Origin of the sequence: Methylobacterium sp. J-026 (genome assembly GCF_022829585.1) — a bacterium.
Taxonomy (GTDB): Bacteria; Pseudomonadota; Alphaproteobacteria; order Rhizobiales; family Beijerinckiaceae; genus Methylobacterium.
Genome location: NZ_JAKSYC010000034.1, coordinates 18,738 through 43,783 on the forward strand (window position 1 = coordinate 18,738; position 25,046 = coordinate 43,783).

At 69.1% G+C, this 25,046-nt stretch carries 30 protein-coding genes and 1 tRNA gene; 16 read left to right on the plus strand and 15 right to left on the minus strand.

What is annotated here, in order from left to right; translation table 11 throughout:
- Positions 1–7 precede the first annotated feature (7 nt).
- Positions 8–916, plus strand: a complete 909-nt coding sequence (locus tag MKK69_RS01740) for an amino acid ABC transporter substrate-binding protein (protein ID WP_243964970.1) — start codon at positions 8–10, stop codon at positions 914–916.
- Between the two features lie 16 nt (positions 917–932).
- The gene (locus MKK69_RS01745; RefSeq protein ID WP_243964971.1) at positions 933–1,994 is read left to right on the plus strand and encodes a threonine aldolase family protein; all 1,062 of its coding nucleotides are present in this window, start codon (positions 933–935) and stop codon (positions 1,992–1,994) included.
- Positions 1,995–2,031: 37 nt separating this feature from the next.
- Here the strand turns inward: MKK69_RS01745 and MKK69_RS01750 are convergent, their stop codons facing one another.
- The 3 genes from MKK69_RS01750 to MKK69_RS01760 all read right to left on the minus strand — a co-directional run bounded on the left by MKK69_RS01750 (position 2,032) and on the right by MKK69_RS01760 (position 6,758).
- Entirely contained in the window at positions 2,032–2,892 is an 861-nt protein-coding gene (locus MKK69_RS01750; RefSeq protein WP_243964972.1) for a 3'-5' exonuclease, read from the minus strand.
- 72 nt (positions 2,893–2,964) lie between these two features.
- Positions 2,965–5,397 carry an NAD-dependent DNA ligase LigA gene (gene ligA / locus MKK69_RS01755; protein WP_243964973.1) on the minus strand — a complete coding sequence of 811 codons (2,433 nt, stop codon included), beginning with the start codon at positions 5,395–5,397 and terminating at the stop codon, positions 2,965–2,967.
- Positions 5,398–5,462: 65 nt separating this feature from the next.
- Complete coding sequence (locus MKK69_RS01760) at positions 5,463–6,758, minus strand: MFS transporter (protein WP_243964974.1); 1,296 nt, start codon at positions 6,756–6,758, stop codon at positions 5,463–5,465.
- A 127-nt stretch (positions 6,759–6,885) separates the two neighbouring features.
- On the opposite strand from MKK69_RS01760, the gene MKK69_RS01765 reads away from it, so the two are divergent.
- From MKK69_RS01765 to MKK69_RS01805, 9 genes are all read left to right on the plus strand, one after another.
- Entirely contained in the window at positions 6,886–7,578 is a 693-nt protein-coding gene (locus tag MKK69_RS01765; RefSeq protein ID WP_243964975.1) for a 4'-phosphopantetheinyl transferase family protein, read from the plus strand.
- A gap of 84 nt (positions 7,579–7,662) precedes the next feature.
- Positions 7,663–7,739: transfer RNA gene (locus MKK69_RS01770), tRNA-Pro, on the plus strand.
- A gap of 710 nt (positions 7,740–8,449) precedes the next feature.
- A complete protein-coding gene (locus MKK69_RS01775) occupies positions 8,450–9,256 on the plus strand; it encodes an FkbM family methyltransferase (protein ID WP_243964977.1) in 807 nt (268 codons plus the stop codon).
- Positions 9,257–9,385: 129 nt separating this feature from the next.
- The gene (locus MKK69_RS01780; protein ID WP_243964978.1) at positions 9,386–9,754 is read left to right on the plus strand and encodes a hypothetical protein; all 369 of its coding nucleotides are present in this window, start codon (positions 9,386–9,388) and stop codon (positions 9,752–9,754) included.
- 424 nt (positions 9,755–10,178) lie between these two features.
- Positions 10,179–10,388, plus strand: a complete 210-nt coding sequence (locus MKK69_RS01785; RefSeq protein ID WP_243964979.1) for a cold-shock protein — start codon at positions 10,179–10,181, stop codon at positions 10,386–10,388.
- 104 nt (positions 10,389–10,492) lie between these two features.
- Positions 10,493–10,855, plus strand: a complete 363-nt coding sequence (locus tag MKK69_RS01790; protein WP_243964980.1) for a DUF6481 family protein — start codon at positions 10,493–10,495, stop codon at positions 10,853–10,855.
- A 41-nt stretch (positions 10,856–10,896) separates the two neighbouring features.
- Positions 10,897–11,094 carry a hypothetical protein gene (locus tag MKK69_RS01795; RefSeq protein ID WP_243964981.1) on the plus strand — a complete coding sequence of 66 codons (198 nt, stop codon included), beginning with the start codon at positions 10,897–10,899 and terminating at the stop codon, positions 11,092–11,094.
- 312 nt (positions 11,095–11,406) lie between these two features.
- On the plus strand, positions 11,407–11,652 hold the full coding sequence (locus tag MKK69_RS01800; protein WP_243965058.1) for a hypothetical protein: 246 nt from the start codon (positions 11,407–11,409) through the stop codon (positions 11,650–11,652).
- Positions 11,653–11,661: 9 nt separating this feature from the next.
- A complete protein-coding gene (locus MKK69_RS01805; RefSeq protein ID WP_243964982.1) occupies positions 11,662–11,934 on the plus strand; it encodes a hypothetical protein in 273 nt (90 codons plus the stop codon).
- 121 nt (positions 11,935–12,055) lie between these two features.
- Here the strand turns inward: MKK69_RS01805 and MKK69_RS30900 are convergent, their stop codons facing one another.
- From MKK69_RS30900 to MKK69_RS01815, 3 genes are all read right to left on the minus strand, one after another.
- Entirely contained in the window at positions 12,056–12,187 is a 132-nt protein-coding gene (locus MKK69_RS30900; protein WP_279598123.1) for a hypothetical protein, read from the minus strand.
- Between the two features lie 46 nt (positions 12,188–12,233).
- The gene (locus MKK69_RS01810; RefSeq protein ID WP_243964983.1) at positions 12,234–12,512 is read right to left on the minus strand and encodes a hypothetical protein; all 279 of its coding nucleotides are present in this window, start codon (positions 12,510–12,512) and stop codon (positions 12,234–12,236) included.
- Between the two features lie 161 nt (positions 12,513–12,673).
- Positions 12,674–13,087, minus strand: a complete 414-nt coding sequence (locus MKK69_RS01815; protein ID WP_313900816.1) for a response regulator — start codon at positions 13,085–13,087, stop codon at positions 12,674–12,676.
- Positions 13,088–13,284: 197 nt separating this feature from the next.
- On the opposite strand from MKK69_RS01815, the gene MKK69_RS01820 reads away from it, so the two are divergent.
- Together MKK69_RS01820 and MKK69_RS01825 are read left to right on the plus strand one after the other, a co-directional pair.
- Positions 13,285–14,148 (plus strand): transglutaminase family protein, encoded by an 864-nt coding sequence (locus MKK69_RS01820; RefSeq protein WP_243964984.1) that lies wholly within the window; start codon positions 13,285–13,287, stop codon positions 14,146–14,148.
- Positions 14,149–14,295: 147 nt separating this feature from the next.
- Positions 14,296–15,351 carry a hypothetical protein gene (locus MKK69_RS01825; protein ID WP_243964985.1) on the plus strand — a complete coding sequence of 352 codons (1,056 nt, stop codon included), beginning with the start codon at positions 14,296–14,298 and terminating at the stop codon, positions 15,349–15,351.
- A gap of 7 nt (positions 15,352–15,358) precedes the next feature.
- Here MKK69_RS01825 and tgt read toward each other — a convergent pair whose 3' ends face one another.
- Together tgt and queA are read right to left on the minus strand one after the other, a co-directional pair.
- On the minus strand, positions 15,359–16,495 hold the full coding sequence (tgt, locus tag MKK69_RS01830) for a tRNA guanosine(34) transglycosylase Tgt (protein WP_243964986.1): 1,137 nt from the start codon (positions 16,493–16,495) through the stop codon (positions 15,359–15,361).
- Complete coding sequence (queA, locus tag MKK69_RS01835) at positions 16,492–17,556, minus strand: tRNA preQ1(34) S-adenosylmethionine ribosyltransferase-isomerase QueA (protein WP_243964987.1); 1,065 nt, start codon at positions 17,554–17,556, stop codon at positions 16,492–16,494. Before queA ends, tgt begins: the two co-directional genes overlap by 4 nt.
- Positions 17,557–17,654: 98 nt before the next feature.
- Between queA and MKK69_RS01840 the strand changes: the two genes are divergently transcribed.
- The 3 genes from MKK69_RS01840 to MKK69_RS01850 all read left to right on the plus strand — a co-directional run bounded on the left by MKK69_RS01840 (position 17,655) and on the right by MKK69_RS01850 (position 19,241).
- Positions 17,655–17,903, plus strand: a complete 249-nt coding sequence (locus MKK69_RS01840) for a hypothetical protein (protein ID WP_243964988.1) — start codon at positions 17,655–17,657, stop codon at positions 17,901–17,903.
- Positions 17,904–17,907: 4 nt separating this feature from the next.
- Positions 17,908–18,129 carry a hypothetical protein gene (locus MKK69_RS01845; RefSeq protein WP_243964989.1) on the plus strand — a complete coding sequence of 74 codons (222 nt, stop codon included), beginning with the start codon at positions 17,908–17,910 and terminating at the stop codon, positions 18,127–18,129.
- Between the two features lie 224 nt (positions 18,130–18,353).
- Complete coding sequence (locus MKK69_RS01850; protein ID WP_243964990.1) at positions 18,354–19,241, plus strand: cation diffusion facilitator family transporter; 888 nt, start codon at positions 18,354–18,356, stop codon at positions 19,239–19,241.
- Between the two features lie 10 nt (positions 19,242–19,251).
- Here MKK69_RS01850 and MKK69_RS01855 read toward each other — a convergent pair whose 3' ends face one another.
- The 7 genes from MKK69_RS01855 to MKK69_RS01885 form a co-directional block, all read right to left on the minus strand.
- On the minus strand, positions 19,252–20,508 hold the full coding sequence (locus tag MKK69_RS01855) for an SfnB family sulfur acquisition oxidoreductase (protein ID WP_243964991.1): 1,257 nt from the start codon (positions 20,506–20,508) through the stop codon (positions 19,252–19,254).
- 40 nt (positions 20,509–20,548) lie between these two features.
- Positions 20,549–21,664, minus strand: coding sequence for a dimethylsulfone monooxygenase SfnG (gene sfnG, locus MKK69_RS01860; RefSeq protein WP_243964992.1), 1,116 nt, complete (start codon positions 21,662–21,664; stop codon positions 20,549–20,551).
- Positions 21,665–21,965: 301 nt separating this feature from the next.
- Positions 21,966–22,727: an SURF1 family protein gene (locus tag MKK69_RS01865; protein WP_243964994.1), complete on the minus strand. Its 762-nt coding sequence runs from the start codon at positions 22,725–22,727 to the stop codon at positions 21,966–21,968.
- Positions 22,724–23,098 (minus strand): DUF983 domain-containing protein, encoded by a 375-nt coding sequence (locus tag MKK69_RS01870; protein WP_243964997.1) that lies wholly within the window; start codon positions 23,096–23,098, stop codon positions 22,724–22,726. The genes MKK69_RS01865 and MKK69_RS01870 overlap by 4 nt, the downstream gene beginning before the upstream one ends.
- A gap of 145 nt (positions 23,099–23,243) precedes the next feature.
- Positions 23,244–24,104, minus strand: coding sequence for a cytochrome c oxidase subunit 3 (locus MKK69_RS01875; protein ID WP_243964998.1), 861 nt, complete (start codon positions 24,102–24,104; stop codon positions 23,244–23,246).
- A gap of 154 nt (positions 24,105–24,258) precedes the next feature.
- On the minus strand, positions 24,259–24,870 hold the full coding sequence (locus MKK69_RS01880; protein WP_243964999.1) for a cytochrome c oxidase assembly protein: 612 nt from the start codon (positions 24,868–24,870) through the stop codon (positions 24,259–24,261).
- Between the two features lie 10 nt (positions 24,871–24,880).
- The gene (locus tag MKK69_RS01885; RefSeq protein WP_243965001.1) at positions 24,881–25,045 is read right to left on the minus strand and encodes a hypothetical protein; all 165 of its coding nucleotides are present in this window, start codon (positions 25,043–25,045) and stop codon (positions 24,881–24,883) included.
- Position 25,046: the final 1 nt, after the last annotated feature.

Genomic DNA, 25,046 nt, shown 5'->3' on the forward strand with positions numbered 1-25,046 from the left:
TCGGATCGTGTCGAGGGCGCTTTCGCTTCTGGTGGCTTCGCTGTGCTGGGCCGGGCTCGCCGCCCCCGCCGCCGCCGAGGGGCGCCTCGACAAGATTCGCGCCACCGGCCAGATCAGCCTCGGCTTCCCCGACGCGTCGCCGCCCTTCGGCTTCCTCGACCAGGATGCCAAGCCGGTCGGCTATTCGCTCGAGATATGCGAGCACGTCGCGGAGAAGCTCAAGGCGGTCCTGGGCCTCCCGAAGATCGACATCCGCCACGTGCCGGTGATGTCGGCGACCCGGATCCCGCTGATCAACAACGGCACGATCGACCTCGAATGCGGCACCGCCAGCAACCTGCCGGAGCGGCACAAGCTAGTCTCATTCGCACCAACGACCTTCGTGGCGCAGGTGGTGCTGGTCGCCAAGAAGGACGCGCCGGTCGACGTGAACGACATCGCCTCGTTCCGTGGCAAGGCCATCTCGGCGCAGGCCGGCGGCGAGACCCAGCGCGTCGCGACTCGGCTCAACGTCCAGGACAAGCTCCAAATCCAGGTGATGCCGGCCAAGGACACCGCGGAGGTGTTCCTGCTCGTGGAGACCGGCCGGGCCGCCGGCGCGATCAACGACGATGCCCTCGCGCACGCCACGGTCGCGGGCGCCAAGCGGCCGGGTGACTACAAGATCGGCACCAAGGGCTTCGAATTCGCGCCCTACGGCATTCTGGAGCCGAAGGACGACTCGGCCTTCAAGGCGGCCGTCGACAAGGCGGTGGTCGAACTGATCCAAGACGGCACCGTGGCGCGGCTCTACACCCGGTACTTCGAGCGCCCGATCCCGCCGCGGGGCATCAACCTCGAACTGCCGATGAGCGACGTGCTGCGGCGCGCCCTGGCCAGCCCGACCGATTCCGGCGACGAGAGCGTGTATCGATAGGGCCGGCGAGTTCGAGATGTCACACGATCTGACCCGCGAGGCCGCAGCGGCGGCTTCCGTCGACCTGCGTAGCGACACGGTCACCCGGCCCACCGAGGCGATGTATGCCCGGATGCGCACGGCGCCGCTGGGGGACGACGGGCTCGAAGGCGACCCCACCGCGCGGGACCTGGAAGAGACCGCCGCCGCGATCCTCGGCAAGGAGGCGGGCCTGTTCGTGCCGAGCTGCACCATGGCCAATCTGCTCGCGATCCTGGCGCAGGTCCGGCGCAGCGAGCAGATCCTGCTCGAGGCGCAGGCCCACATGGTCAACACCGAGCGGGGGGCGGCGACCTTCACGGGCACGTTCCTGCTCGGCCTGCCGGGGACCGACGGGGCCATGGACCTCGACCGGCTGGAAGACGCCCTCCATCCCGGCGCCAGCCCGCTCCGGACCGGCATGATCGCCCTGGAAACGTCCCACAACGCGGCCGGCGGGGCCGTGCTGCCGCTCCAGCATATGGCGGCGGTGTCCGCCCTCGCGGGGGCCCGCGGCATCCCGGTGCATCTCGACGGGGCGCGCCTGTTCAACGCCGCGGCGTCGCTCGACGTGACCCCGGCGGAGGTCGCCGCGCCGGTCGACACGGTCTCCCTCTGCCTCTCCAAGGGCCTCAGCGCGCCGGCGGGGGCGGTTTTGGCTGGCCCCGCCCCGGTGATCGCGGAGGCGCGGCGCCTGCGGAAAATGCTCGGCGGCACCCAGCGCCAGATCGGGATCGTCGCGGCGGCCGGCCTGGAGGCGGTGACGGTGATGGGAGCGCGGCTCGCAGAGGACCATGCGACGGCGCGCCGGCTCAGTGCCGGGCTGAACACGCTCGGGCCCCGCATCGTCGCGAGCATCCCGCAGACCAACATTGTCCAGGTCGATCTCACCGGGACCGGGCGCGCCAGCGCCCGCTGGATCGCCGATCTCGAAGCCGCCGGGATCCTGACGCGCCCCTTGGGGGAGCGGCGCCTGCGGCTGGTCACGCACCGGCATATCGGTGCCGGCGACGTGGACCGCGCGATCGCGGCGTTCGGAGCCTGTCTCGACGCGGCGTGACTGTCGCCGGATCCCGCGTGCCGGCGCTGGCGTCGCGCTACGCCACCCGCGCCCGCGCCCCGAGCATGCGGGCGAGCAGCGCCACATCGGTGGCGTTGTCGGACAGGAGGTCGGAGATGTCCCCGATCTCCAGCGCTTTCACGTGGCGGCAGCGCATCCCGAAGCGGCCGGCTCTGCAGGTGCAGCGCAGTTGCGGACCGCCCGCCCGCTCCTCCAGAACGACGTCGTACCGGTTGCCGGTCGATCCGCGCATGGCGAAGCTCAGGGCCGCGGGGGCGGCCGAAAAGGCGGCGAGGGCCCGGCCGCTGATCGCGCCCGGTATCCGATGGGGGTGGGGCGGTCCGCCGGCGACCCGGGCGATGGGCACGCCGATCGCCGCTGCGAGGCGGTGCACATCCGGCGTCTCGGTCTCGCGCATGGCGGCCAGGGCGATCGCCGCGCAGGCATAGGCATCCTCCCCGGCATCGTGATGCTCGAAGCGGATGCCGAGGCGCCGGGCGACCTTGCCGAGGCCGCAGCCCTCCGGGGCCGGGAACACCCGGCGCGCGACCTGCACCGTGCACAGATAGGCGAGATCCGGAACCGGCAGGCCGGCCCGGGCGAGGCCGGCGCGCAGGACGCCGATGTCGAAGCTGGCATTGTGCGCCAGGATCAGCCCGCCCGCGAGGTCGTCCAGGTACGGCGCCATCGCGCCGGCGAAATCGGGCGCGTCGACGACGTTCGACGGCAGGATCCCGTGGACCCGGATGTTGCCCGGCGCGAAGCGCATCTCCGGCGGGCGGATCAGGTGGCTCTCCCGCCGCACGATGCGGCCGTCGGCGATCCAGGCGAGTCCCACCGCGCAGGCGCTGTCGCGCCGCTCGTTGGCCGTCTCGAAGTCGAGGGCCAGGACCGTCATCGCGGATCGACCGTGCCGGGTGGGAGTTCTCGGGGTGTTCTCAGGCCGGTTTAGGCCGACCGGAATCCCGCTTCAACCCTGCGCCACCATCGCGAGCCAATCGTCCTCCGACACGACCCGGACGCCGTGCTTCTCCGCGTCCTTCAGCTTCGAGCCGGCCCCGGGACCGGCCACCACCAGATCGGTTTTGGCCGAGACCGAGCCGGAGACCTTCGCGCCGAGCCGCTCGGCCACCGCCTTGGCCTCGTTGCGGGTCATCTTCTCCAGGGTGCCGGTGAACACCACGGTCTTGCCGGCGAAGGCCGAGGCCACTTCCGGCCGCTCCATCGGCTCGACCCGGACCTGATCGAGCAGGGCCGAGACCGCGTCGGCATTGTGCGGCTCGGAGAGGAACAGGATCAGTGCCTCCGTCGCCACCGGGCCGATCTCGCCGTCATCGGCGAAGACCCGGTAGGCGTCGCCCGGGCGCTGTCCGCCGGCCCGATCGAGCGCGGCCCGCACGGCGTCCAGATCGCCGTAATGCGCGAGCAGGTTCTCGCGCTGGGGCGCGCTCAGGCGCGCGCGTTCCTTGGTTGGCGTCTCGCCATCCTCCGGAAAGCCCAGCTCGAGCAGGCGATCCCGGGTCGTGCCGCCGACCCGGGGCACCGCGGTCAGCTCGATCCAGTCCGGGCCGGGCTGCGCGGCGGCCGCCTCGGCGATGGCGGCGATCAGCGACGGCATGTCGCGGAAGCGTTTGGCCAGGGCCTTGGCGGTGGATTCGCCGATCTGCGGGATGCCCAGGGCGAACAGCAGGCGGTGCATCGGGATGCTGCGGCGCGCCTCGACGCTGGCGAGCAGGTTCCTGATCGCCTTGTCGTCGTCCTCGCCCTTCTTCTTGACGGCCTTCTTGGGCGGCTCCGCCGACCCCGATTCGGCCCGGCGCTCGGCCGAGAGCGCCCCGCGCCGGGCCACGATGGCGGCTTTCAGCGTATCGAAGTCGAGACGGAACAGGTCCGCGGGCTGGCGCACCAGCCCCGCCTCGAACAGGACCTCGACATAGGTCTCCCCAAACCCCTCGATGTCGAAACCGTTGCGCGACACGAAGTGCTTCAGCCGCTCCACCCCCTGCGCCGGGCAGATCAACCCGCCGGTGCAGCGGCGGATCGCGTCGGGCCGGCCGGTGCGCGGGTTGATGGCTCGGACGGCGCGGCTGCCGCAGGCCGGGCAGGTCTCCGGGAACGCGTAGGGCTGCGCGTCAGCCGGGCGCTTGGACAGGTCGACATCCATCACCTTGGGGATGACGTCGCCGGCCCGCACCACCGTCACGGTGTCGCCGACGCGGATGTCGCGGCCGTCGCGGATCGGCTCGCCGTCGGCGCCGACGCCCTTCACGTAGCCCTCGTTGTGCAGGGTCGCGTTGGAGACCACGACGCCGCCGACCGTCACGGGCCGCAGCTTCGCCAGCGGGTTCAGGGACCCGGTGCGGCCGACATTGATGACGATATCCTCGACCGATGTCGTCGCCTCCTGGGCGGCGAACTTGTGGGCCAAGGCCCAGCGCGGCGAGCGCGAAACGAAGCCGAGCCGCTTCTGCAGGGTGAGGTCGTCGACCTTGTAGACCACACCGTCGATATCGTAGCCGAGCGTGGCCCGGTCCGCCTCGATCCGGCGGTAATGGGCCAGCATCGCGGCGATGTCGGTGACGGTCTCGGTGAGCGGGTTCACCGGCAGCCCCCAGGCGGCGAAACGCTGCAGGGCGCCGGACTGGGTCTCGGCGATCGGTGCCGAGAGCTCACCCCAGGCATAGGCGAAGAACTTGAGCGGCCGGGACGCGGTGATCCCCGGATCGAGCTGACGCAGGCTGCCGGCGGCGGCGTTGCGCGGGTTGGCGAAGAGCGGCTTGCCCGCAGCCTCCTGGCGGGCGTTGATCGCGGCGAAATCGGCGTGGGACAGGTAGACCTCGCCGCGCACCTCACAGATCTCCGGCCAGCCCGCGCCGGCGAGCATGTCCGGGATGTCGAGTACGGTCCGGGCATTGGCGGTGACGTTCTCGCCGACCTCGCCGTCGCCGCGGGTGGCGGCGGTGTCGAGCCGGCCGCCGACGTAGCGCAGGGACAGGGACAGGCCGTCGATCTTGGGCTCGGCCGTGAAGGCGAGGGGCGCGACCTCGGCGAGGCCCAGGAACCGGCGCACCCGGGCCGTGAACTCGGCGACCTCCGCGTCGTCGAAGGCGTTGCCGAGCGACAGCATCGGCACCGCGTGCCGCACCTTGGCGAACTTTTCCGAGGGCTTGGCCCCCACCGCCGTGCCGGCCGCACCGGTTCCGGCGAGATCGGGGAAGCGGGCCTCGATCGCCTCCAGGCGGCGGCGCAGACGGTCGTAATCCGCATCCGAGATCTCCGGCGCATCCTCCTGGTGGTAGAGCCGGTCGGCCTCCAGGATCGCCTCGGAGAGCCGCGCGTGCTCGGCGCGGGCCTCCTCGGCGGTCAGGTCGAGGGCGGGCGGATCGGATTGCGCGGCGGCCATGGCGGCGTTCTAGCGCATTGGGCGCCCGGCGGGACCCGGCTGCAAGGCGGCATCCCCGGTTTCCCTCAATCACGGACGGCGAGCAGATCGCCGCGGCCCGCGACCCGGAAGGCGCCGAGAAAGACGATCGCCACGAAGAACGCCACCGCCGACAGCGGAAGGATCGGCGCGAGCCAGCCGGCGAGCGCGGTGCCGGCGACCGAACCCAGGTTCATCGCCGCCATGTAGACCTCGAACTGCGTGGCTGCCCCCGCGCGCCCGCGGCTGGCCTGAAGCAGGGCCGGCATCAGCGCGACGATCAGCAGGCCCGGCAGCATGTCGGTCAGTGCCAGGATCAGCGGTCCGGCCGACCCGGCGCGGCCTGCGCCGAGCAGGGCGGCGGCGGCCATGAAGGTGACGGCGCTGGCCAGCAGGAGCGCGCGCAGCGGCCGGACCGGGCCCGCCCTGTCGGACCAGATCCCCACCGCCAGCGCGCCGGCCGTGCCGCTCGCCAGCGCGAGCCCGGCCTGAATCCGTGAGAGGGCGGCCGGATCCCAGGCCTGGCGCTGGAGCAGATCCACCGAGAAGGGCAGTTCGAACAGGCCTAGCGCACCGTCGAGGCCGAAGCACAGGGCGAGGAGCCGGAGAGCCCTCGGCCGCCGGAGGCTGGCCGCGAGCCGGCGCAGGAAGCGGCGGAACGGGAGGCGTCGGGGCGCCGGTCCGCGCCGGGTCGGCGTGGCGAGGGCATCGGCCGGCGCCTCGCGGACCAGCAGCATCGGCAGGCTCGCCAGGATGGCGGCCGCGAGGAGCCAGCGCGCGCTCACGGCGAGCCCGTAGGCCGCGAGCATCCAGGCGAAGGCCGCGGCGCTGAGGCTCGTCCCGACCACGAACCCTGCCCGCGTGCACCCGCTGACCCGGCCGAGCTCGCCCTCGGGGACGTGGTCCATTATCATCCGGTCGCAGGCGGTGTCGAGGAGGGCGGCGCAGAGGCTGTGCGCGAAGAAGATCAGGCCCAGCCACCCGATCCGATCTTCGCCGCCCCACAACAGGAGCGCCAGGGTGGCGTGGCACCCCAGGATTGCCGCGACGGCGAAGATCCGGCGCCGGCCCATCCGGGAATCCCCGCCCCGGTCGACCACCGGACCCCACAGGAGCGGCTGGAGGGTCCAGGGCAGGCCGGCCAGGGCGAAATGGACGCCGATCTCCGCCGCCGAGACGCCCCGCGCCGTGAGATGGTTGGCCAGGGCGGTCAGCGAGAACCCGGCGATCAGCCCCTGATAGAGGTAGGTGGCGAAGAAGACACCGTAGCGGGTGCGGCGCCCTGAAAGGCTCGGCTTCTGCCGCAGGGTGCTCTCGGCACGGAGCGCGGTCTGCCCGCTCAACCGCGCCGGCCCTTGCCCACTGCGCGATGCGGCGCGATGCTCCTCATGCCGCCTTCACCGGATGCGCTCCCGTGCCCTCACGTTCCCTAGACCCTAGCCCGGGCCGACATCCGTCGCGAGGCGTCGCTTGAGCGCGGCGGACGTGTGGCTCGTTGACCTCGCCCTGTCGCCGAACCGGCTCGCGCGATGCGCGCACGTCCTCGATCGACCGGAGCAGGACCGCGCCGAACGATTCCTGCGGCCGGCGGACCGGGCGCGCTTCATCGCGAGCCACGCCGCGCTCCGGCTGATCCTGGCTCAAGCGCGGGGATGCGCGCCCTCCCAGATCCGCCTGATCGCCAGACCGGGCGGCAAGCCGGAGCTGATCAGTCCGGCCGGGGGCGGCGCCGATTTCAACCTGTCGCATTCCGGCTCCCGGGCGCTCGTCGGCCTCTGCGACGCGGCCGCGATCGGCGTCGATATCGAGGGGCTCCGGCCGATCCCGGACGCCCTGCGGATCGCGCGGGCGCATTTCGCGGCGGACGAAGCCGGCGCCCTCGCGGCCCTGCCGCCCGAGATGATCGGGCCGGCGTTCTTCGGGCTGTGGACGCGCAAGGAAGCCGTGGTGAAGGCCTTGGGCACGGGCCTGTCCGCCCCCCTCGACCGCTTCAGCGTCACCCTGCCGCCAACGCCGCCCCGCCTGCTGCGCGGGGGCGACCCCTGGACGCTGGCGTCGGTCGAGGCAGGCCCCCTCTATGCCGCCACCGTGGCGGTGCGCGCGGTCGGCGCGACGATCCGCCATCACACGCTGCCCGCAGACTGGCCGGACCGTCTCGGCTGAAAGCGGCGAGACCGCGCTTGCGGCGCGCCGAAGGCACGGCTATAAGCCCGCTCGCCGGCCTCGACAGAGATGCGGGACGGCCTTCGGAGTGTAGCGCAGTCTGGTAGCGCACCACGTTCGGGACGTGGGGGTCGCAGGTTCAAATCCTGCCACTCCGACCAATCTTTCCCGAGATTTACCATCCTCCTGGCCTATTGTCGGACCGGTGACGGGTTTACGCCGCGGTGTCGCATCGCGAGCAGCTTGATGCTTGTTGCCGTCTTCGAAACGCGTGCGGTGGTCGACCGCGCAGACCTAAGCACGTCAGATATGACGCGACCGATCTCTGCGAACGATGGCCGTCCTCTGCCAAAACGCCAGGGCTCGACCCGCTCATAACCGTGCGCGGCTGCCCGCGCGCTCAAAGCCCCCGAGATCGGCAGTCGGGCCCGGGCGCATGAATCAATCCAGACCATGATCCCTGCGGGTCCAACCGGTGAATGGATAGTCCCAGACGCTACCGGGACGCGCCGGGACCGTAGGCGGTAGCGCCCCGCAGCGGCCGATCGTTCACCCGCATGCTGCGCGTTCGATCCCGCAGGCTATCGTCCCCGGTCTGACAGTCAGGGCGTGCTGCTCCGAACAGGCGGCGGTTTGCCTTGTTCGTCGGGTGTTGGAGTCGAGCATCAGGGGCACGATCCGAAGCGGGGACGCACAGCGACAGCCTGCGGCCGTGAAGTCCGTATTGCGTGTGAAGCCCTCTCAAGGCTACGGAGGCCGTGCAGTACAGTGATCGGCATGGATATGTCCTGACGCAGATGATGGGCCAGCGCGACATAAATATGATCACTCACCGCCGCAATAGATTTCGTTTCTTGAGGGTCATAAGAGCATGAATATCGATAACAATAGGATTTTTGAATTAGAAAGAGTGGCAGAATTTCATGCCTTCTCTGTGCGGCAGCTTATTGCGCAGCGTGAGCGTTTGTTTAAGATCGCAAAACTTTCATCGAACTGCATAAACTTAGCCAATGCGGCGCAAATTGGCAAAGTCTTGGACCTGGTTGAGAAGTCAAGCGGGCAGTTTTACCAAGATATATTCGGGCTGCTTTACAATCGAGCGAAACAAAACGGCTTTTTTGTCGAGTTCGGAGCGTGTGACGGATTGTTCCTGAGCAATACGGCGTTGCTCGAGAAGGAGTTCGGTTGGGCCGGCATCGTCGCTGAACCCATGCCGACTTGGCATGCGCAACTGGCCCAAAATCGGAAATGCTTGATCGAGAAGCGGTGCGTCTGGCGCGAAACCAAAGCTCAGATACAGCTCTTAGAGTACAAAGACGACGAACATAAAACGGAGTCCCGCATTGCGGGTCACGACTCCAAGGACCGGGACGTCGCGCGGATACATACGGTCGAAACCGTCACATTGACGGATATGCTGACACAGAATGGCGCGCCGAACATCATCGATTTGATGTCTATCGACGTCGAAGGCGGCGAGCTAGATATTATTGCAGACTTTGCATTTGATCGATACAAGATCAATTTTCTGACCATCGAACAGCATGCCGGAAACGCGGAGCCGATTCGTGCGTTGATGGAAGCAAAAGGATATACGCAAGTCCTGGCCGACATTTCCGGGCATGACGGTTTTTATGTACCGCGCGAATCGGCCGAGCAACTCGGGTCATCACAATAGACAGGCCGATCGGCCACTCGATTTGGACGGGTGCCGAACCGGGAGCGGAGGTCGGGATGACGCCGCAGCGCACCCGCGTTGCCAATCCCGTCCTGACGCGTTGTCCCGCCGAAACTGTAGGAGGTGTCAATGCCCGTGATTCGGTGGCTGATCGGCAAGATCATCGGCTTCTTTCTCGCCCAGACCAGGGCGCGCCAAGCCGGCGTGATGGCGAAGCAGCGCGAAGCCGGTCGCTTCGAGGGCGATTATTCGACCAAGGCCAGGAATTTCGAAGATGACTACAACGCCGCCGCGCGGATGCTGAAATCTCGGATTGATAAACGCTTTCCCGACAGCTACTATGCGCGGCTGAGTTCCGGCAACAACAGCTCCTACGATTACGGTCAGGATCGTGCGTTGGCGATCGATACCATGTCGACCGCCATCGCCATGGCGTTGCGCGGCGGCGCCTCCGTCGAACAAGCCGCTGCGGCTGGTGCGGCCAGCGTCGGGATCTGATCGCCCGTATCGGACCGGGCCCCGGAGGCGGGACGGGGTGCTGATCTTTGAAGTCGTGGCGAGGCTGTCTGGCGGCCGGTGCCGGCTCAAGGACCGGTCGTAACGACCGACACGGTCGTTTTGCAGGACGCGGCGGCCGCCCGGCGCAAGGTTTTCAGAAACCTCTCATTCGGCACGCAGCTTCTGGAGCGCAACGATGATGGCTGCGTCGCGACTCGCCAAATGTCGCCCGTTCGCATTGTGCGGTTGTTATTGTCGCTGTGATGGCGTACAGGTAAGAAATCGACTGTTGGCCAGATATTCGGCCGCATCGCCTGAACAGGGCGAGCGCACTGCATCTCTCCCATTTTCGACGACCAGCGACCGAGCGCGTGCGATGCGTGCGCTCGACCTCTTTGTTTGCCTATAATGATATGGAACACCTATGAGCATCGGCACCGTCAAGTGGTTCAACGACACCAAGGGCTTCGGCTTCATTCAGCCGGATGACGGCGGCAAGGACGTGTTCGTTCACATCTCCGCCGTCGAGCGCGCCGGCATGCAGGGTCTGACCGAGGGGCAGAAGGTTTCCTACGAGATGGAGACCGACCGTCGCAGCGGGAAGCAGTCGGCCGGCAGCCTCCAGGCCGCTTGAGCCTCACTCGTCCTTCGGAACGAGTTGCGAAGCCGTTCCCCCCGGAACGGCTTCATCTATTTTCGGCCGCCGGATCAGAGTTCCGGTGTGCATGAGGAGACTTCGTGGGCCAATACAAGACAAGTCAGCTCGTTGATCGCATCGAGGCTGTCGCCAAGGCGCGACAGGCCACGCTCGAACGGTTCCGGGCACGTCCGGCCGCCGATGATCCGGCGGTCCTCGCGCAGCAGGCCGCCCGGCAAGCCGTGGTCGAGGCGCGCGATGTGCGGAACGCCGAGCGGGAAACCGCCCGTGCCGCCGACGAAGCCCGGCGTGAAGCCGAAATCCTGGCGGAGAGCGAGCGCGCCGCGGCCGAACTCATTCGCCAAGAGGCCGAGACGGCCGAGCGGCAGGCAGCCCAGGCCGCCGAACAGAAGGCTGCGCGCGATGCACGCTTTGCGGCTCGCAAGGCCAGAACCCGCCGATAGGCCGTTCCAACCCCTCGAAGCGCTTCCCTGGAGGACGGCACATGTCTCACAAGTTCAAGGTCGGCCAGCACGTCCGGCAGCTCGGTCTCAGCTACTCCGGCAACAAGAGCGTCGTCGACGGTCTCTTCGAAGTGGTCCGGCTCACGCCGGATGACCGCTCGGGCGAGCCGACCTACCGGATCCGGTCCGACCTCGGCGAACGGGCCGCGCGGGAAGGCGAACTCGTCCGCGCCTCCTGATGAGGGCTTGACCGGGACACAGACTGCCTCCGCCCGGTGACGACCTGCGAAGCGACGAAGCTGTGCGAGGACCATCCTCGCCAAGGACGGTCGCCGCGGCGGCCGGAAGAAACGACGCGCTGAGGCGACGCCGTTTGTCGGATTGGCACCACGCTGCACGCATGATCCCAACGATCGACGCAGGCAGGACCCGAGATCGTTCCTTAGCGGTTCGATCAGGAGGGCGGGGCTGCTATGCATTTGCAAGTCGGATCGTTCGAAGATCCAGCCACGTTTGATCGTGACCGTGCGTGCTGCGGCGAGGAGCCTGCTGTGTACAATCCTTTCCTGTCATCCCTGATGCTCGCGATCGAGTCGCAGCGCGTGATCGAATTGCGGCTGGTCCGTCTCGCCTGGGGCGGCCGCGAGGGGTTGGCCGAGGCGCAGTCGATGATCGCGGAAAAGGTCGACGCCGCGGCGGAGGCCATGGCCACCCTCATGTTCGGCGGATCGCCTGAGACCGTCATCGCGCGCTACCGCGAACATGTCGCCGCGAACACGAAGCGTCTGAGCATCTAGGACCCAACTATGTCGACGGCCGATTCACCCGCCCCCGATGTCGCGATCATCGAGCCCAACCAGACGGCCTACATCCTCAAGGTCTCGCGTCCGGACGATGCGGAACTGTCCGGGCGTCTGGTGATGTTCTACGCCGCGATCACGACATCCGAGGCCGATGCGCTCGCCGTCGTGCGCCGTGCCGTGAAAGCTGACGCGGATGTCGAGCCGACCGGCGTCCGTCTCTCGCAGCAGACGGCCAGCGCGCTCGCCCTGGAGGCAGGTCTCGCCAGAGCCCTCTGACGCGGTGTTCAGGGGCATCATGGCGGACCGCAGTTTCACCGCGCAGTCCCAACCGTGTCCGCAGGGTGTCTCCGGCATCCCCGCGGCCGGTCCCCCCGATGGGGTCGACCGGCCGCTCGATTCAGCCTCGTCCGGCCGTCTTCATGGCTCCTGCGACGGTGCCCTTGGTCGACGGGGCCGCCGCGTTGGTTTTCGGCACGGGGGCCTTCGGCTTCTTGGTCTCGCGGTTTCCGCGCTTCTTTTCGGTCGCCATGGTCTCGCTCCTGGAGGGAAAAGTCGCAGGCGGAACGGTGCCGCCCTCAGGGTCGGATCGTCGGCTCGTCTCCGAGCAGCCGAATCGAGTTCGCGATCGGATTATCAAGGGCGCCGTACACCGCGACGAGGCGATCGCTCGCCCACAGTTCGGCACGATGCCCCTCGACCAATCCGACCGCCTGACGCTCGGCGTCACCGTCGTTGCGGGCCGTGATGATGCAGGTCGTGAGCACGCTGCCGCTCGGGGCGAACCGATGCACCTGATAGATCCGGCGTGCATGCCGCGACCGGGGCTTGGCGGGGAACTTGATGAGGTCTGCCACGCGCGCCTGTCCATCACAGGCGGGGGCACGGGCCCTCAGCCACCGGAGCCTGGGTCAACCGTTCCGGTAGTCTCGATAGTCTGCACCGTCGAGGCACACAAAGATAGCCCTGAACCCGGCTTCCGGCCCACCAACACAGCCCGACACTCGTGGCACCGCGCCTACGACTTCCTGAGCTGGTCGGGATGCTTCTCGTCCGGCATCGTCTCGCGCACATGGCGCCGGACGATCTCGGGACTGAATGGTTTACCGATGAACGTCGCGCCCTTGGGCAGGTCCCCCGGTCCAGGCTTCAGCCGACCCGAAGCGACGACCACCGCGATGTGCGGCCACCGCTCCGCGGTGACCCGTGCTAGGTCGAAGCCGTCTGCCTCCCCCGGCATCTGGACATCGGTGAACAGCAACTGCACTGCACCGTGGTGCCGATCCAGCACCTTCAGCGCCTGGGCGACATTCATCGCCTCCAGCACCTGGAAGCCCGCATCCTCCAGGATGCTGGTCGCCTCCATCAGGATCAGGGCGTCGTCATCGACGACGAGGGCGTGGGGCGCAGCGCCCGGATTAAAATGGTTCACTGACTTCAACGCGTGCGAGGGGCAATGCGGTTGCGCCCAAGACAAAATAGATTTGTCGCACCCGCCAGGTTTGACGTGCATCTTCAACATGCGACGACTGCTCTATAGAGATGTCAGCCTATGGTCGGCGCCGTGCTAAGCTGACCGCAGGCGGTCGGGACACCCAGCCTCGGCAGCGCCAGATTCGGGATGGTCCGTTGGTCGAGATCAGCATCAGGCACCGGACCACATACCGCTATCGCCAGCCGGTTACCCTCGGGCCGCACCGGCTGATGATGCGGCCCCGGGAGAGCCACGAGCTGCGCGTGCTGTCGAGTACCGTCACCCTGTCGCCGGATGCCGCCGTCACCTGGGCTCAGGATGTCGCCGGCAATGCCGTCGCGACGGCGACGTTCAGCTCCGAGGCGGACAGCCTCGCGGTGGAGTGCCTGTCCCGGGTGGTGCTGTCCGCCGCCGCCTACCCGGTCTTCGCCATCGCCGCCTCGGCGATCACGTTCCCCTTCCGCTACACCGACGACGAGTGGACGGATCTCGGGGCGCTGACGATCCTGCAATATCCGGACGGCGCTCCGAGCCTGCGGGACTGGGCGCAGGGCTTCGTGGCCTCCTACCCGACCGACACGCTATCGCTGCTCAAGGACCTGAACGCCGGCGTCGGGAATGCCATCGCCTATCAGGTTCGCGAGGATGAGGGCACGCAGTCCCCGAGCCAGACCCTGTCCCTCCGGATGGGCTCCTGCCGGGATCTCGCGACGCTCCTCGTCGAGGCGGTGCGCAGCCTCGGCTTCGGGGCCCGGGTCGTCTCGGGCTACCTCCACGACCCGTCGCGGATTCTGCTGGGCTCGGCGGATTCCGGGGCCACGCATGCCTGGGCGGAGATCTTCCTGCCGGGCGCGGGTTGGATCACCTTTGATCCGACGAACCGGAGCGTCGGCGGTGCCAATCTGATCCCGGTGGCCGTGGCCCGCGACATCCGGCTGGCCATGCCCCTGGTGGGAAGCTACCTCGGACCGGCGGACGCATTCCTGGACATGTCCGTGGCGGTCAGCGTCGGCGGGTAGCGACCGGCGGATCGTCCGAAGGCCGCTCACGGCCTGTCGGGGCGATACCGCCGGCGCGCGACGTCGAACGCATGGGCCTCGGAACGCATGGGCCTCGGAACGCATGGACCTCGGCGGCGACGTGCCGGACGGGTAAGAATGCCATCCATGGCATCGCGATCGCCGGAACACCGTCAGGACGAAGCGGGCTACGCCGCGGCTTGGTCGCGCTTTGCCCGCAGCGTCATCGCCATCGCGGCGTTCCTCGGCGTGTCGGTGATCGCGTCCGTGGCGATGCTCGATCCCTACGGATTGCGCGCGGCGCCGGGCCACCCACCCGGCCCGATCATGGATGCCAATCAGCGTCTGGCCTACCCGCAGATCGCCCGCGGCGGCGCCTTCGACGCGGCGGTCTTCGGCACCTCGACAGCCCGGCTGCTCGATCCGGACGCCCTCGACAGGGCCTTCGGCGCGCGGTTCGCCAACCTAGCCATGAACGCCGCCACCCCGGACGAGCAGCTCCACCTGGCCGCGCTGTTCCTGGCGCGGCGGCCGGTGCGCGCGATCCTGTTCGGGCTCGACGCGACCTGGTGCGCGGCCGATCCCCCCGCCCGCACCGCGAACGCGTTTCCGGACTGGCTCTACGCGGAGGGGGCGCCGTGGGGCGTGTTGCGGCAGGTCAACCTGCGGTCCGTCACGGCGGCGGCCCAGGTCGGGCTCGCGCGTTTCGGGCTGGCCCGCCCCCGAATCCGGTCGGACGGCTACGCGGTCTTCACCCCGCCGGAGGATCGCTACGATGCCGAGCGTGCCCGGGCCCATATCCGAGCCGGCGCCGCCGATCCGGCCGCACCCGCCGATCCGCCGGACGCGCCCATGCCAGCGCTCGATCGCCTCGACCGGTTCCTGGGCGGCGTGCCCGCGCAGGCGCTGAAGCTCCTGGTCTTCATGCCGGTCCACGCGGTCGCGCAGGGGGCCCCATTGACGGCGGCGGGCCGGCGCGAGGCCGCCTGCAAGGCCCGGGTCGCTACGATCGGAACCGCGCATGGCGCGACGGTGGTGGATTTCCGGATCGCCTCACCACTCACGACCCGGGACGCGAACTACTGGGACGCGCTGCATTACCGCCTGCCGGTGGCGGCCCGGATCGTTACGGATCTGAAGGCCGCGGCCGCGACCGGTGCGGAGGACCCGGCGGGGGTCTATCGGGTGCTGGCCCACCCGTGAGGCGGTATCACGCGGCGGCCCGCTCGGCCCGTGCCCAGCCCTCGCGGGTACCGCTGCAGTAATCCGCGAAGGTTCCCGCCCGGATCGCCGCCCGGGCGCCTGCCATCAGGTCCTGGTAGTAGGCGAGGTTGTTCCAGGTCAGCAGCATCATCCCCAGGATCTCGTTCGACCGGACCAGATGATGCAGATAGGCCCGGGAATAGTCCCGCGTCGCCGGGCAGGCCGAGGCCTCGTCGAGGGGCGCCGTATCTTCGGCATGGCGGGCGTTACGCAGGTTGACCCGGCCGTGGCGCGTATAGGCGAGGCCGTGGCGGCCGGCGCGGGTCGGCATCACGCAATCGAACATGTCGATGCCGCGGGCGACCGCGCCGAGGATGTCGTCGGGCGTGCCGACGCCCATCAGGTAGCGGGGCTTGGCCTGCGGCAGGTGCGGCTCGACAACCTCGATCATGGAAAACATCACCGCCTGCGGCTCGCCCACCGCGAGGCCGCCGACCGCGTAGCCCTTCAGGTCGAGGTCGGTGAGTGCCCGGGCGCTCTCAACCCGCAGGGCCGGGACGTCACCGCCCTGCACGATGCCGAACAGGGCCCGGCCGGGCTGCTCGCCGAAGGCGACGCGGCACCGCTCGGCCCAGCGCAGGGACAGGTGCATGGCCTTCTCGATCGCCCCGTGCTCGGCCGGCAGGCGCACGCATTCGTCGAGCTGCATCTGGATGTCGGAGCCGAGCAGTCCCTGGATCTCGATGGAGCGTTCCGGGCTCATGTGGTGGGCGGTGCCGTCGATATGCGAGCGGAAGGTCACGCCCTGCTCGTCGATCTTCCGCAAAGCGGACAGCGACATCACCTGGAAGCCGCCGGAATCGGTCAGGATCGGCCGGTCCCAATTCATGAAGCGGTGCAGGCCTCCGAGGCGGGCCATGCGCTCCGGGCCGGGGCGCAGCATCAGGTGATAGGTGTTGCCGAGCACGACGTCGGCGCCGAGGTCGCTGACCTGCCCGGGATACATCGCCTTGACGGTTGCGGCCGTGCCCACCGGCATGAAGGCTGGGGTCCGGATCTGTCCACGCGGCGTCGTGATCGCGCCGGTGCGAGCCGCGCCGTCCTGCGCCAGCAGGGTGAAGCCGAAGGGGGCAGGGTCGGTCATGGCAGATCCGCGCGCGGGCCGGTGAAGAGCAGGCTGGCGTCGCCGTAGGAGTAGAAGCGGTAGCCCGATCGGATCGCGTGCGCGTAGGCCGCGCGCATCGTCTCCAGGCCCGAGAAGGCCGAGACCAGCATGAACAGCGTCGAGCGTGGCAGGTGGAAGTTCGTCACCAGGGCATCCACCGCCCGGAACCGGTAGCCCGGGGTGATGAAGATGTCGGTGGCGCCGGAATAGGCCGAGAGCCGTCCGTCCGGTGCCGCGGCGCTCTCCAGCAGGCGCAGGGCCGTGGTCCCTACCGCGACGATCCGGCCGCCGGCCGCCCGGACGGCGTTGAGCGCCTCGGCGGTGGCCGCGTCCAGATAGCCGACCTCCGCGTGCATGCGGTGGTCCGCCGTATCCTCGGCCTTGACCGGCAGGAAGGTGCCCGCGCCGACATGCAGGGTGACGTGGTTGCGCTGCAGCCCGGCCGCGTCGAGATCCGCGAGCAGCGCCTCGGAGAAATGCAGCCCGGCCGTGGGGGCCGCGACCGCGCCTGGGCTCCGGGCGTAGACCGTCTGATAGTCGGTCACGTCCCGCGCATCGGTGGCGCGCTTGCCGGCGATGTAGGGCGGCAGCGGCAGGGCGCCCTCGGCCGCGATGGCGGCGTCGAGGGCGGCGCCCGCCCGGTCGAAGTCGAGCACCACCTCACCGGCCTCGCCCTTTCCGGCAACCGTTGCGGTCAGGTCGCCGAAGCGCAGCGTGTCGCCGGCGGCGAGCCGGTTGGCCGGGCGGGCGAAGGCGCGCCAGCGCGCCGGCCCTTCGCGCAGATGCAGCATCGCCTCGGTGCGCTGCCCGGGGGCGCCCGGCCGGGTGCGCAATCCGTGAAGCCGCGCCGGGATCACCCGGGTGTCGTTGAAGACCAGGGCGTCGCCGGCCCGCAGGGTGCCGGGGAGGTCGCGGACGGTCCGGTCGTCCGGCGGCGCACCCGGCCGCACCACCAGAAGTCGCCCGGCATCGCGCGGCTCGGCCGGGCGCAGGGCGATGCTGGTCTCCGGCAGGTCGAAATCGAACAGGTCCACGCGCATCGCGGGCTGCCTGCACTGAACCGCACGCGGTTTCAACCGCGGAACCGCAGCCGAGCGGGCCCGTTTCCGCGTCATCTGAGATGCGAGACGCCCCGCCGATGCCCTGGTACGCCGTGCGACCCCGCGACGACGCCGATCCACGCTGGCCCCTGCCGGGGAAGCCGGAGATCGTCCTGAAAGCTGCGGGTCCGGACGAGGCCCGGGCGAAGTTCGAGGAGGCCTATCCGAGCCAGCCCTTCGGCAGCCCGTCCATGCCGGTGCCGGATACCGGCGCCGGCAGCTTCCGCGGGGATCCGGAGGCGCTGGTCGTGTCCGAGACAAGCGAGCCGCCCGCACCGCGGGATTAGGGTCATGGCAGCCCCCGACCGCCCCCGGCGGGTGACCCTCGATGGGCAACTTCTCGGCTACTGGGAGCGCGAGGCCCTGCGCCTCGAAGCCCTGGCGGCCGCCGCGCGCTTCGCCTGGCAGCGCCGCCGGTTCCTGCGCAAGGCGGAGGCGGCCCGTGCCAAGGCGGCGCCCAGCCGCCAGCGCGAGGCCGAGCGCAGTCCGGAATCGGGGACGAACCCGTCTTAGGCATCGTCCCGAACAGTGTGGCCCTCGCCATCCTGGGCGACACGCGGAAGCCCTTTCGAGGGGTGGCGGTACTGCAACGTGTAGAGAGCCCGCGCCCGATAACCGAGGGTTCCAAGTCGGTTCTTAGCCCAGGCTAAGATCCTTTCGACAGCGTTGAACCTTTGCCGTGGCCTGGGGCCAGCTTCATGCCGTATGGGCGCGCCGACCCCTGATCGGCACTGCCCATGGACCGCACCCAGAAAGCCGCACTCCTCAGCGCCGGCATCGGCCTCGCCGTCACGGCCCTGAAATTCTACGCCGCGTGGCTCACCGGCAGCCTGGCGCTGTACTCGGACGCGCTGGAGAGCATCATCAACGTCGTGGCGGCGATCGGCGCCTTCGTGGCCCTGCGGGTCGCGGCTCGCCCCGCGGACGAGGACCACCCCTACGGACACCACAAGGCCGAGTTCTTCTCAGCGGTCATCGAAGGCGCCTTGATTGCCGTGGCCGCGCTCATGATCTTGCGCGAATCCTTCTATGGGCTGCTCGCCCCCCAGCCCCTGGACGCGCCGGCCGTGGGTGTGGCGATCAATTTCGGGGCCGGGATCATCAACGCGGCCTGGGCCGTGGCCCTGATGCGCTGGGGCCGGCGGTGGCGTTCGCCCGCCCTGATCGCCGACGCGCGCCATGTCTTCTCCGACGTCGTGACGTCCTGCGGCGTCCTGATCGGCGTCGGCGCCGTGGCAATCACGGGATATCCGGTTCTCGACCCCCTCGTGGCCGGCCTGGTCGCGCTCAACATCCTGTGGTCCGGGTTCCGCATGGTGCGCGAATCGGTGGATGGCCTCATGGATCGGGCGGCCCCGCACGAGATGGTGACCCAGATCCGGGCGCTGATCTCCCAGCATGGGGAAGGGGCCCTGGAGGCACACGACGTGCGCACGCGCGCCGCCGGCCAGGCCACCTTCATCGATTTCCACCTCGTGGTCCCCGGCGCCATGACCGTCGAGGAATCCCACGCGATCTGCGACCGACTCGAGACCGCCCTGGGCACGACCATTCCCGGGGCGGTGGTGACGATCCATGTCGAGCCCGGCGAGGAGGCCAAGGGCCACGGATTGCCGGTGCTCTGAACGCCCCCCGTCAGCTCCAGGCGTGCAGCGGCGGGGCGACGCCGTTCAGGGCGTGATTGCCGACGATGGCGTATTTCCACCGGACCGGGTCGTGCAACGTATGCGTCCGGGCGTTGCGCCAGTGCCGGTCCAGGTTCTCGGCCGCCAAGGTCGAGCGCGTGCCCGAGAGCTCGAACAGCTTGTTGGAGGCCGCCAGGGCGACTTCGGTAGTCAGCACCTTCGCCTCGGCCACGGCGAGCTGGGCCGCCGCGACGGTCTCCGCGTCCGGCCGCGCCACCGCCACGTCGAGGAGCAGACCGGCCCGGTCCAGCAGCGCCTCGGCGGCATGCTGGCGGATGGTCAGGTCGCCAACCGCGTGGATCGTGTAGGGATCGTCGGCGGCGCGCTCCAAACCGCTGTCGACCCAGGGCCGCGCCTTGTCGCGGACGAAGCGGATCGTGTCGTCCAGAGCCTCCCGGCCGATCCCCGCATCCACGGCCGCCTGGATGATCTGGAATACCGCACCGTCGGCGGCCGGTGCCGCGTAGCCCTTCCAGGCGGGCACCAGATGCGTCTTGGGCACGCGCACGTCCTCGATCAGCACGGTGCCGCTCGCTGTGCCGCGCTGGCCGAAGCTCGACCAATTGTCGATCACGGTCAGGCCCGGCGCATCCCGCGCGGCGATGGCGTACCAGGCGCGGCCTTCCTCATCGAGGGCGACGATTGGAACGCGGTGGGCGAGGAGCGCGCCGGTCGCGTAGAATTTCTGGCCGCGGACCACGACGTGGTCGCCGTGATCGGTGAAGCGGGTGTCGAAATCGGCCGCCCGCTTGGTTCCCCGCTCCGAGAACGCGTTGCCGAATCGCGTTCCGCGCAGGATCTCGCTGAACAGCAGCCGCTGCTGCGCGTCGTCCGAGACGGTCCGGATCGCCGCCACGATGCCGAGATGGTTCTGCGCGATCTGCGCGATGGCGGGATCGGCCGCCGCAATGATCGCGATCACCTGCGCCAGCGTCCGGTAGGACAGTTCGGGGCCGCCATGGGCGCGCGGCACGTTGATCGACCACAGCCCGCTTTGCGAGAAGGCGTCGAGTTCGGCCAGCGGCCGCACGGCGCCGCGGTCGCGCTCCGAGGCGCCCCGACGGAATTCTTCCGCCAGGCCCCGCGCGACGGCGAGCGCCTCGGTCTCGCCACGGATCACATGGGCCGGGGCGGGCGGCCGCACCGGGCCGGGCGCGCCGCGGGCGCCGTGCGGTTCGAGGGTTCGTGCGTCGACGGCGATAGTCATGGCTCACTCCGGGCGGGCAGGGGAACGCGTCGCGGATCGGTCATGCCGCCTCCGCGCGCCGGGCCCGGGCGGCCTCCAGGGCGCGGACCCGCGGGATCACGTGCGCACCGAAATACGCCACCTCCTCCTGGAAATGCAGGAAGCCCAGGAGGGCGAGGTCGGCCCCGGCATCCTTGAGATCCAGGATCCGCTCGGCGATCTGGTCGGGCGTGCCGATCAGGTTGCTCCGGAAGCCGTCATTGTACTGAACGAGATCCTCGAAGCTGGATTTCGCCCAATTGCCCTCGCCCTCGGGTGAGGCCTTGCCGGCGTTCTTGACCTCGTGGCCGAAGGCCTTCACGGCGTCCGGGTCGGCGTGATCGATGATCTCCCGGAGGACGGCGCGGGCTTCCTCTTCGGTGTCCCGGGCGATGACGAAGGCGTTGACGCCGATCCGCGGGCTGTTGCCGCTCTGCGCCGCCTTGGCTCGGATATCCTCGACCTGGATGCGGATATTGTCCGGCGTGTTGCCGTTGGTGAAGTACCAGTCGGAGACGCGGGCCGCCATGTCGCGCGCCGCCCGCGAGGAACCGCCCTGGAAGATCTCCGGACGCGGCTGTGGCGGCTTCGGCTTCAACGTATAGTCGCTATAGCGATAGAAATCGCCTCGGAAGGTGAAGTTGTCCTGCGTCCAGATCCCGCGCAGGCTGCGGATGAACTCCTCCGAGCGGCGGTAACGCTCGTCGTGATCGAGCCAGGGCTCGCCGATGGCGCGGAACTCACCCGAGAACCAGCCCGACACGATGTTGACCGCGACGCGACCCTCGGTGAGCTGGGCGATCGTGGCGATCTGCTTGGCCGCGAGCGTCGGGTTCCAGGGGCCGGGCAGGATCGCGGCGATGACCTTGAGCGTCGTGGTCGCCGCCAGCAGCGCATGGCTGAACGCCACCGATTCGTGCTGATACTCGGCGCCGTATCCGGCGGTGAAGCGGATCTGCGTCAGGGCGTAGTCGAAACCGGCCTTCTCGGCGATCTGCGCCAGCGTTCGGTTATACGCGGCTTCCCAACTCGTCCGCTGCGGGATCTTGCTGATCACCAGGCCCCCCGAGACGTTTGGCACCCAATAGGCGAAGCGGATCGGCTCGCGCTCTGCGTCTGCACTCTGATAGCTGGTCATCCGGCGCTCCCTGGCCTGCGCGGCACGACGTGCGGCGTCACCTTTGGTCGATCGCCGTGAACTGAATACACAATTCAAAAAATCGGCCGACCGCTCAAGACAACCGAAAATATTTCAGCCCCGGCTGCGCGGGTCAAAGGAACAGGTTGCTGTTTTGAGTGCGCCGGCGGCGACGTTCTTCTTCGCAGAACGGCGATCAGACCAGATTTGTCTCGGAGCCGACAACCGGCAGCCGATGGGGGGACGGCGACGCGAATCTCGGGAACGGTGCGGCGCCGTTCCCCTGCCCGAGACGAGACCGCTAAGCGGCCCGCGGCGTATCGGTCTCGTGCAGGCGCCGCCACGCGAAGACCGAGAAGACCCCGATCAGGCACGCGGCGAGACCGAACCACGTGAACGCGTATTGCAGGTGGTTGTTGGGCAGGTCGACCCGCAACTGCCCGCCGCGCGGCCAGGAGGTCTGATTCGGCACCGCGTCGGCCTCGATCAGGTAAGGTGCAACCTCCGGGACGCCGCGGGCGGCGGCGATGCCGGCAACATCGCGGTTGAACCACTCGCCGCGGGCGGGGTCTGCCTCCGGGACGAACAGCCCGCGGGGCTCGCTGGCGCGCAGAATGCCGGTGACCGTCGTCGGGCCCTCGATCAGGTCGTCCCGCCGGTCGGATTGCGCCTTCAACTCGGTCGGCACGAAGCCGCGATTGATCAGCACCATGCCGCCGTCCGCCCGCTCGAAGGGCGTCAGCACGTAATACCCCTGGAGGGCCCGGCCCGGCGTCTCGCCTGCGGCGAGGCCGTGGACCAGGGTCTCCCGGTCGTTGAGGAAGTGGCCGGAGACCTGCACGTGGCGGAACTCGTCGCGGGCGGGATCCCAGGCGGCCGGTACGGGGGGCGCCACCGGTTCGGCCCGCGTCTGCCGCACGATCCGGGCGATGAGATCCTCCTTCCAGGCCCGGCGTTCGATCTGCCAGGTGCCGAGACTCAGGAGGATCGCCAGGGCGATCAGGGATGCGAGACCGGGCGCGATCAGGTCGCGCCACGGGCCCCGGGACGCCGCCGCGCTCACAGCTCGAAGCGCCCCTGCTCGGCCTTGTTGCTGAACTGCAGGGCGATCAGCATGCCCTTGAGCGGCCGGACCAGGATCAGGCTGAGACCGACCGACAGCGTCGTGGCGACCAGGGCGTGGACCCAGATCGGTGGTTCGTAGGTGATCTCCAGCCACAGGGCGAGGCCGACCACGATGAGGCCGACGATCGACATCACGAAGAAGGCCGGACCGTCGGCCGAATCGAACTTCGCGTAGTCGAGCCCGCAGGCCTCGCAGGACGGGCGCAGGGTCAGGAACCCCTTGAACAGGTGTCCCTCGCCGCAGCGCGGGCAACGGCCCCGCAGGCCCGTGGGGATCGGCGGCGGCGGCGAATAGGTGCGTTGGTCCACGGGCACACTCCAGACCGATCCGAGGGGCCGCGACCGCGCCGCGTCCGGGTCGTCGCCCTCGATATGGGGATTCGCGGAACCGGGACACGAAAAAGGGCGGCCGGAGCCGCCCTTCGCAGGTCCGCCATGCAACGGGAGGGGCCTCTCAGTGGGCGGCGCCGTGGAAGACGCCCGAGCCCCACACGTAGATGGCGGCGAACAGGAACAGCCAGACCACGTCGACGAAGTGCCAGTACCAGGCGGCGAACTCGAAGCCGAGGTGCTGGCGCGGGGTGAACTGCCCCGCATAGGCCCGGAACAGGCACACCGCCAGGAAGATCGTGCCGATGATCACGTGGGCACCGTGGAAGCCCGTCGCCATGAAGAAGGTCGACGAGTAGATGCTGCCCGCGAAGGCGAACTCGGCATGGCTGTACTCGTAGGCCTGGCAGGCGGTGAACAGCGCGCCGAGGATGATGGTCAGCCACAGGCCGTATTTCAGCCCCTTGCGGTCACCCTCCAGCATCGCGTGGTGCGCCCAGGTCACGGTGGTGCCCGAGGTCAGCAGGATCAGGGTGTTGAGGAGCGGCAGGTGCCAGGGGTCGAACGCCTCGATGCCCTTGGGCGGCCAGACGCCGCCCGTGAATTCCACCCGCGACGCTTGGATCGGGTCGGCGGTGTAGAGCGCGGCCTCGAAATAGGCCCAGAACCACGCCACGAAGAACATCACCTCCGAGGCGATGAACATCATCATGCCATAGCGGTGATGGAGCTGGACGACGCGGGTGTGGTCGCCCGAATTGGCCTCGTGCGCCACGTCCTTCCACCAGGAGAACATGGTGTAGAGGACGCCGAGCGCCCCGGCGCCGAAGATGTAGGGGCCCGGGGTCAGGGTGCCGATCTGGAGGCTCTTCATCCAGAATACGGCGCCGAAGGCCATCAGGAAGCCCGAGAACGCCCCGATCAGCGGCCAGGGACTCGGGCTCAGGATGTGAAAGTCGTGATTCTTGGCGTGCGCCTCGGCCATCGTCCCGTCGCTCCTCACCCGCGCGCCCTGTGCCGTTCCCGGCTTCCGGCCGCACGCTGCTGGCTGTTTGCTCTTGGCCGGGCGCGGCACGGACCTCGCCCAAGCTTGTCCGCACGTTTAGTCGGTGCAGGCCCGTGTTGTCACGCGCCCGCGATCAGAAATCCCGCTTCGCCCCCGTCGGCGCCGAATTGGCCACCGCCGCCGTGACCGGCTGGCCGTTCTTGGCCGCGAAGTAGGTGTAGGAGAGCGTCATCTCCGACAGATGCGCGGTGTTCGAATCGTCGCGCACCGCCGGATCCACATAGAACACCACCGGCACGTCGAGGGTTTCGCCGGGCTGGAGCGTCTGCTCGTTGAAGCAGAAACAGGCGATCTTCACGAAGTAGCCGCCCATCAGACCGGGCTGGACGTTGAAGGTCGCGACCCCGGTCGTCGGCTTGAGGCCGGTGTTCTGCACCCGGAAGAACACCGTCTTGGTCTCGCCGAGCTTGGCCTCGACGCGATTCGCCTCCGGGGCGAACTTCCAGGGCAGGCCCGGCGCGACGTTGGTGTCGAAATGGACCACCATGCTGTCGTCGGCCCGGGCCGCGGAGGCGGCCAGCGCCGGACCCTGGCGGGGCGTGCCGTCGTAGCCGGTCGCCTTGCAGAAGGCGTCGTAGAGCGGCACCGACGCGAAGGCGAGGCCGACCATGCCGACCGCCAGACCGGCGCAGGCGATGGCGGTGCGCCGCGCGCCTTTTCCGACCTCCGAACGGGGTCCAGTCACAGCGGTCTCCTCAGAGCGGGCGACTCAGGATCTGCGGTCCGAGCTTCACGATCGTCAGGACGAAGAACAGCAGAACCCAGGCGCCGAGGGCCAGCGCGATCGCCACCGAGCGCTTCCGGCGGCGCGCCTCCTCCTCGGGGGTGAGGGGGCGGTACTGGATCTCGGGATCCGGCATG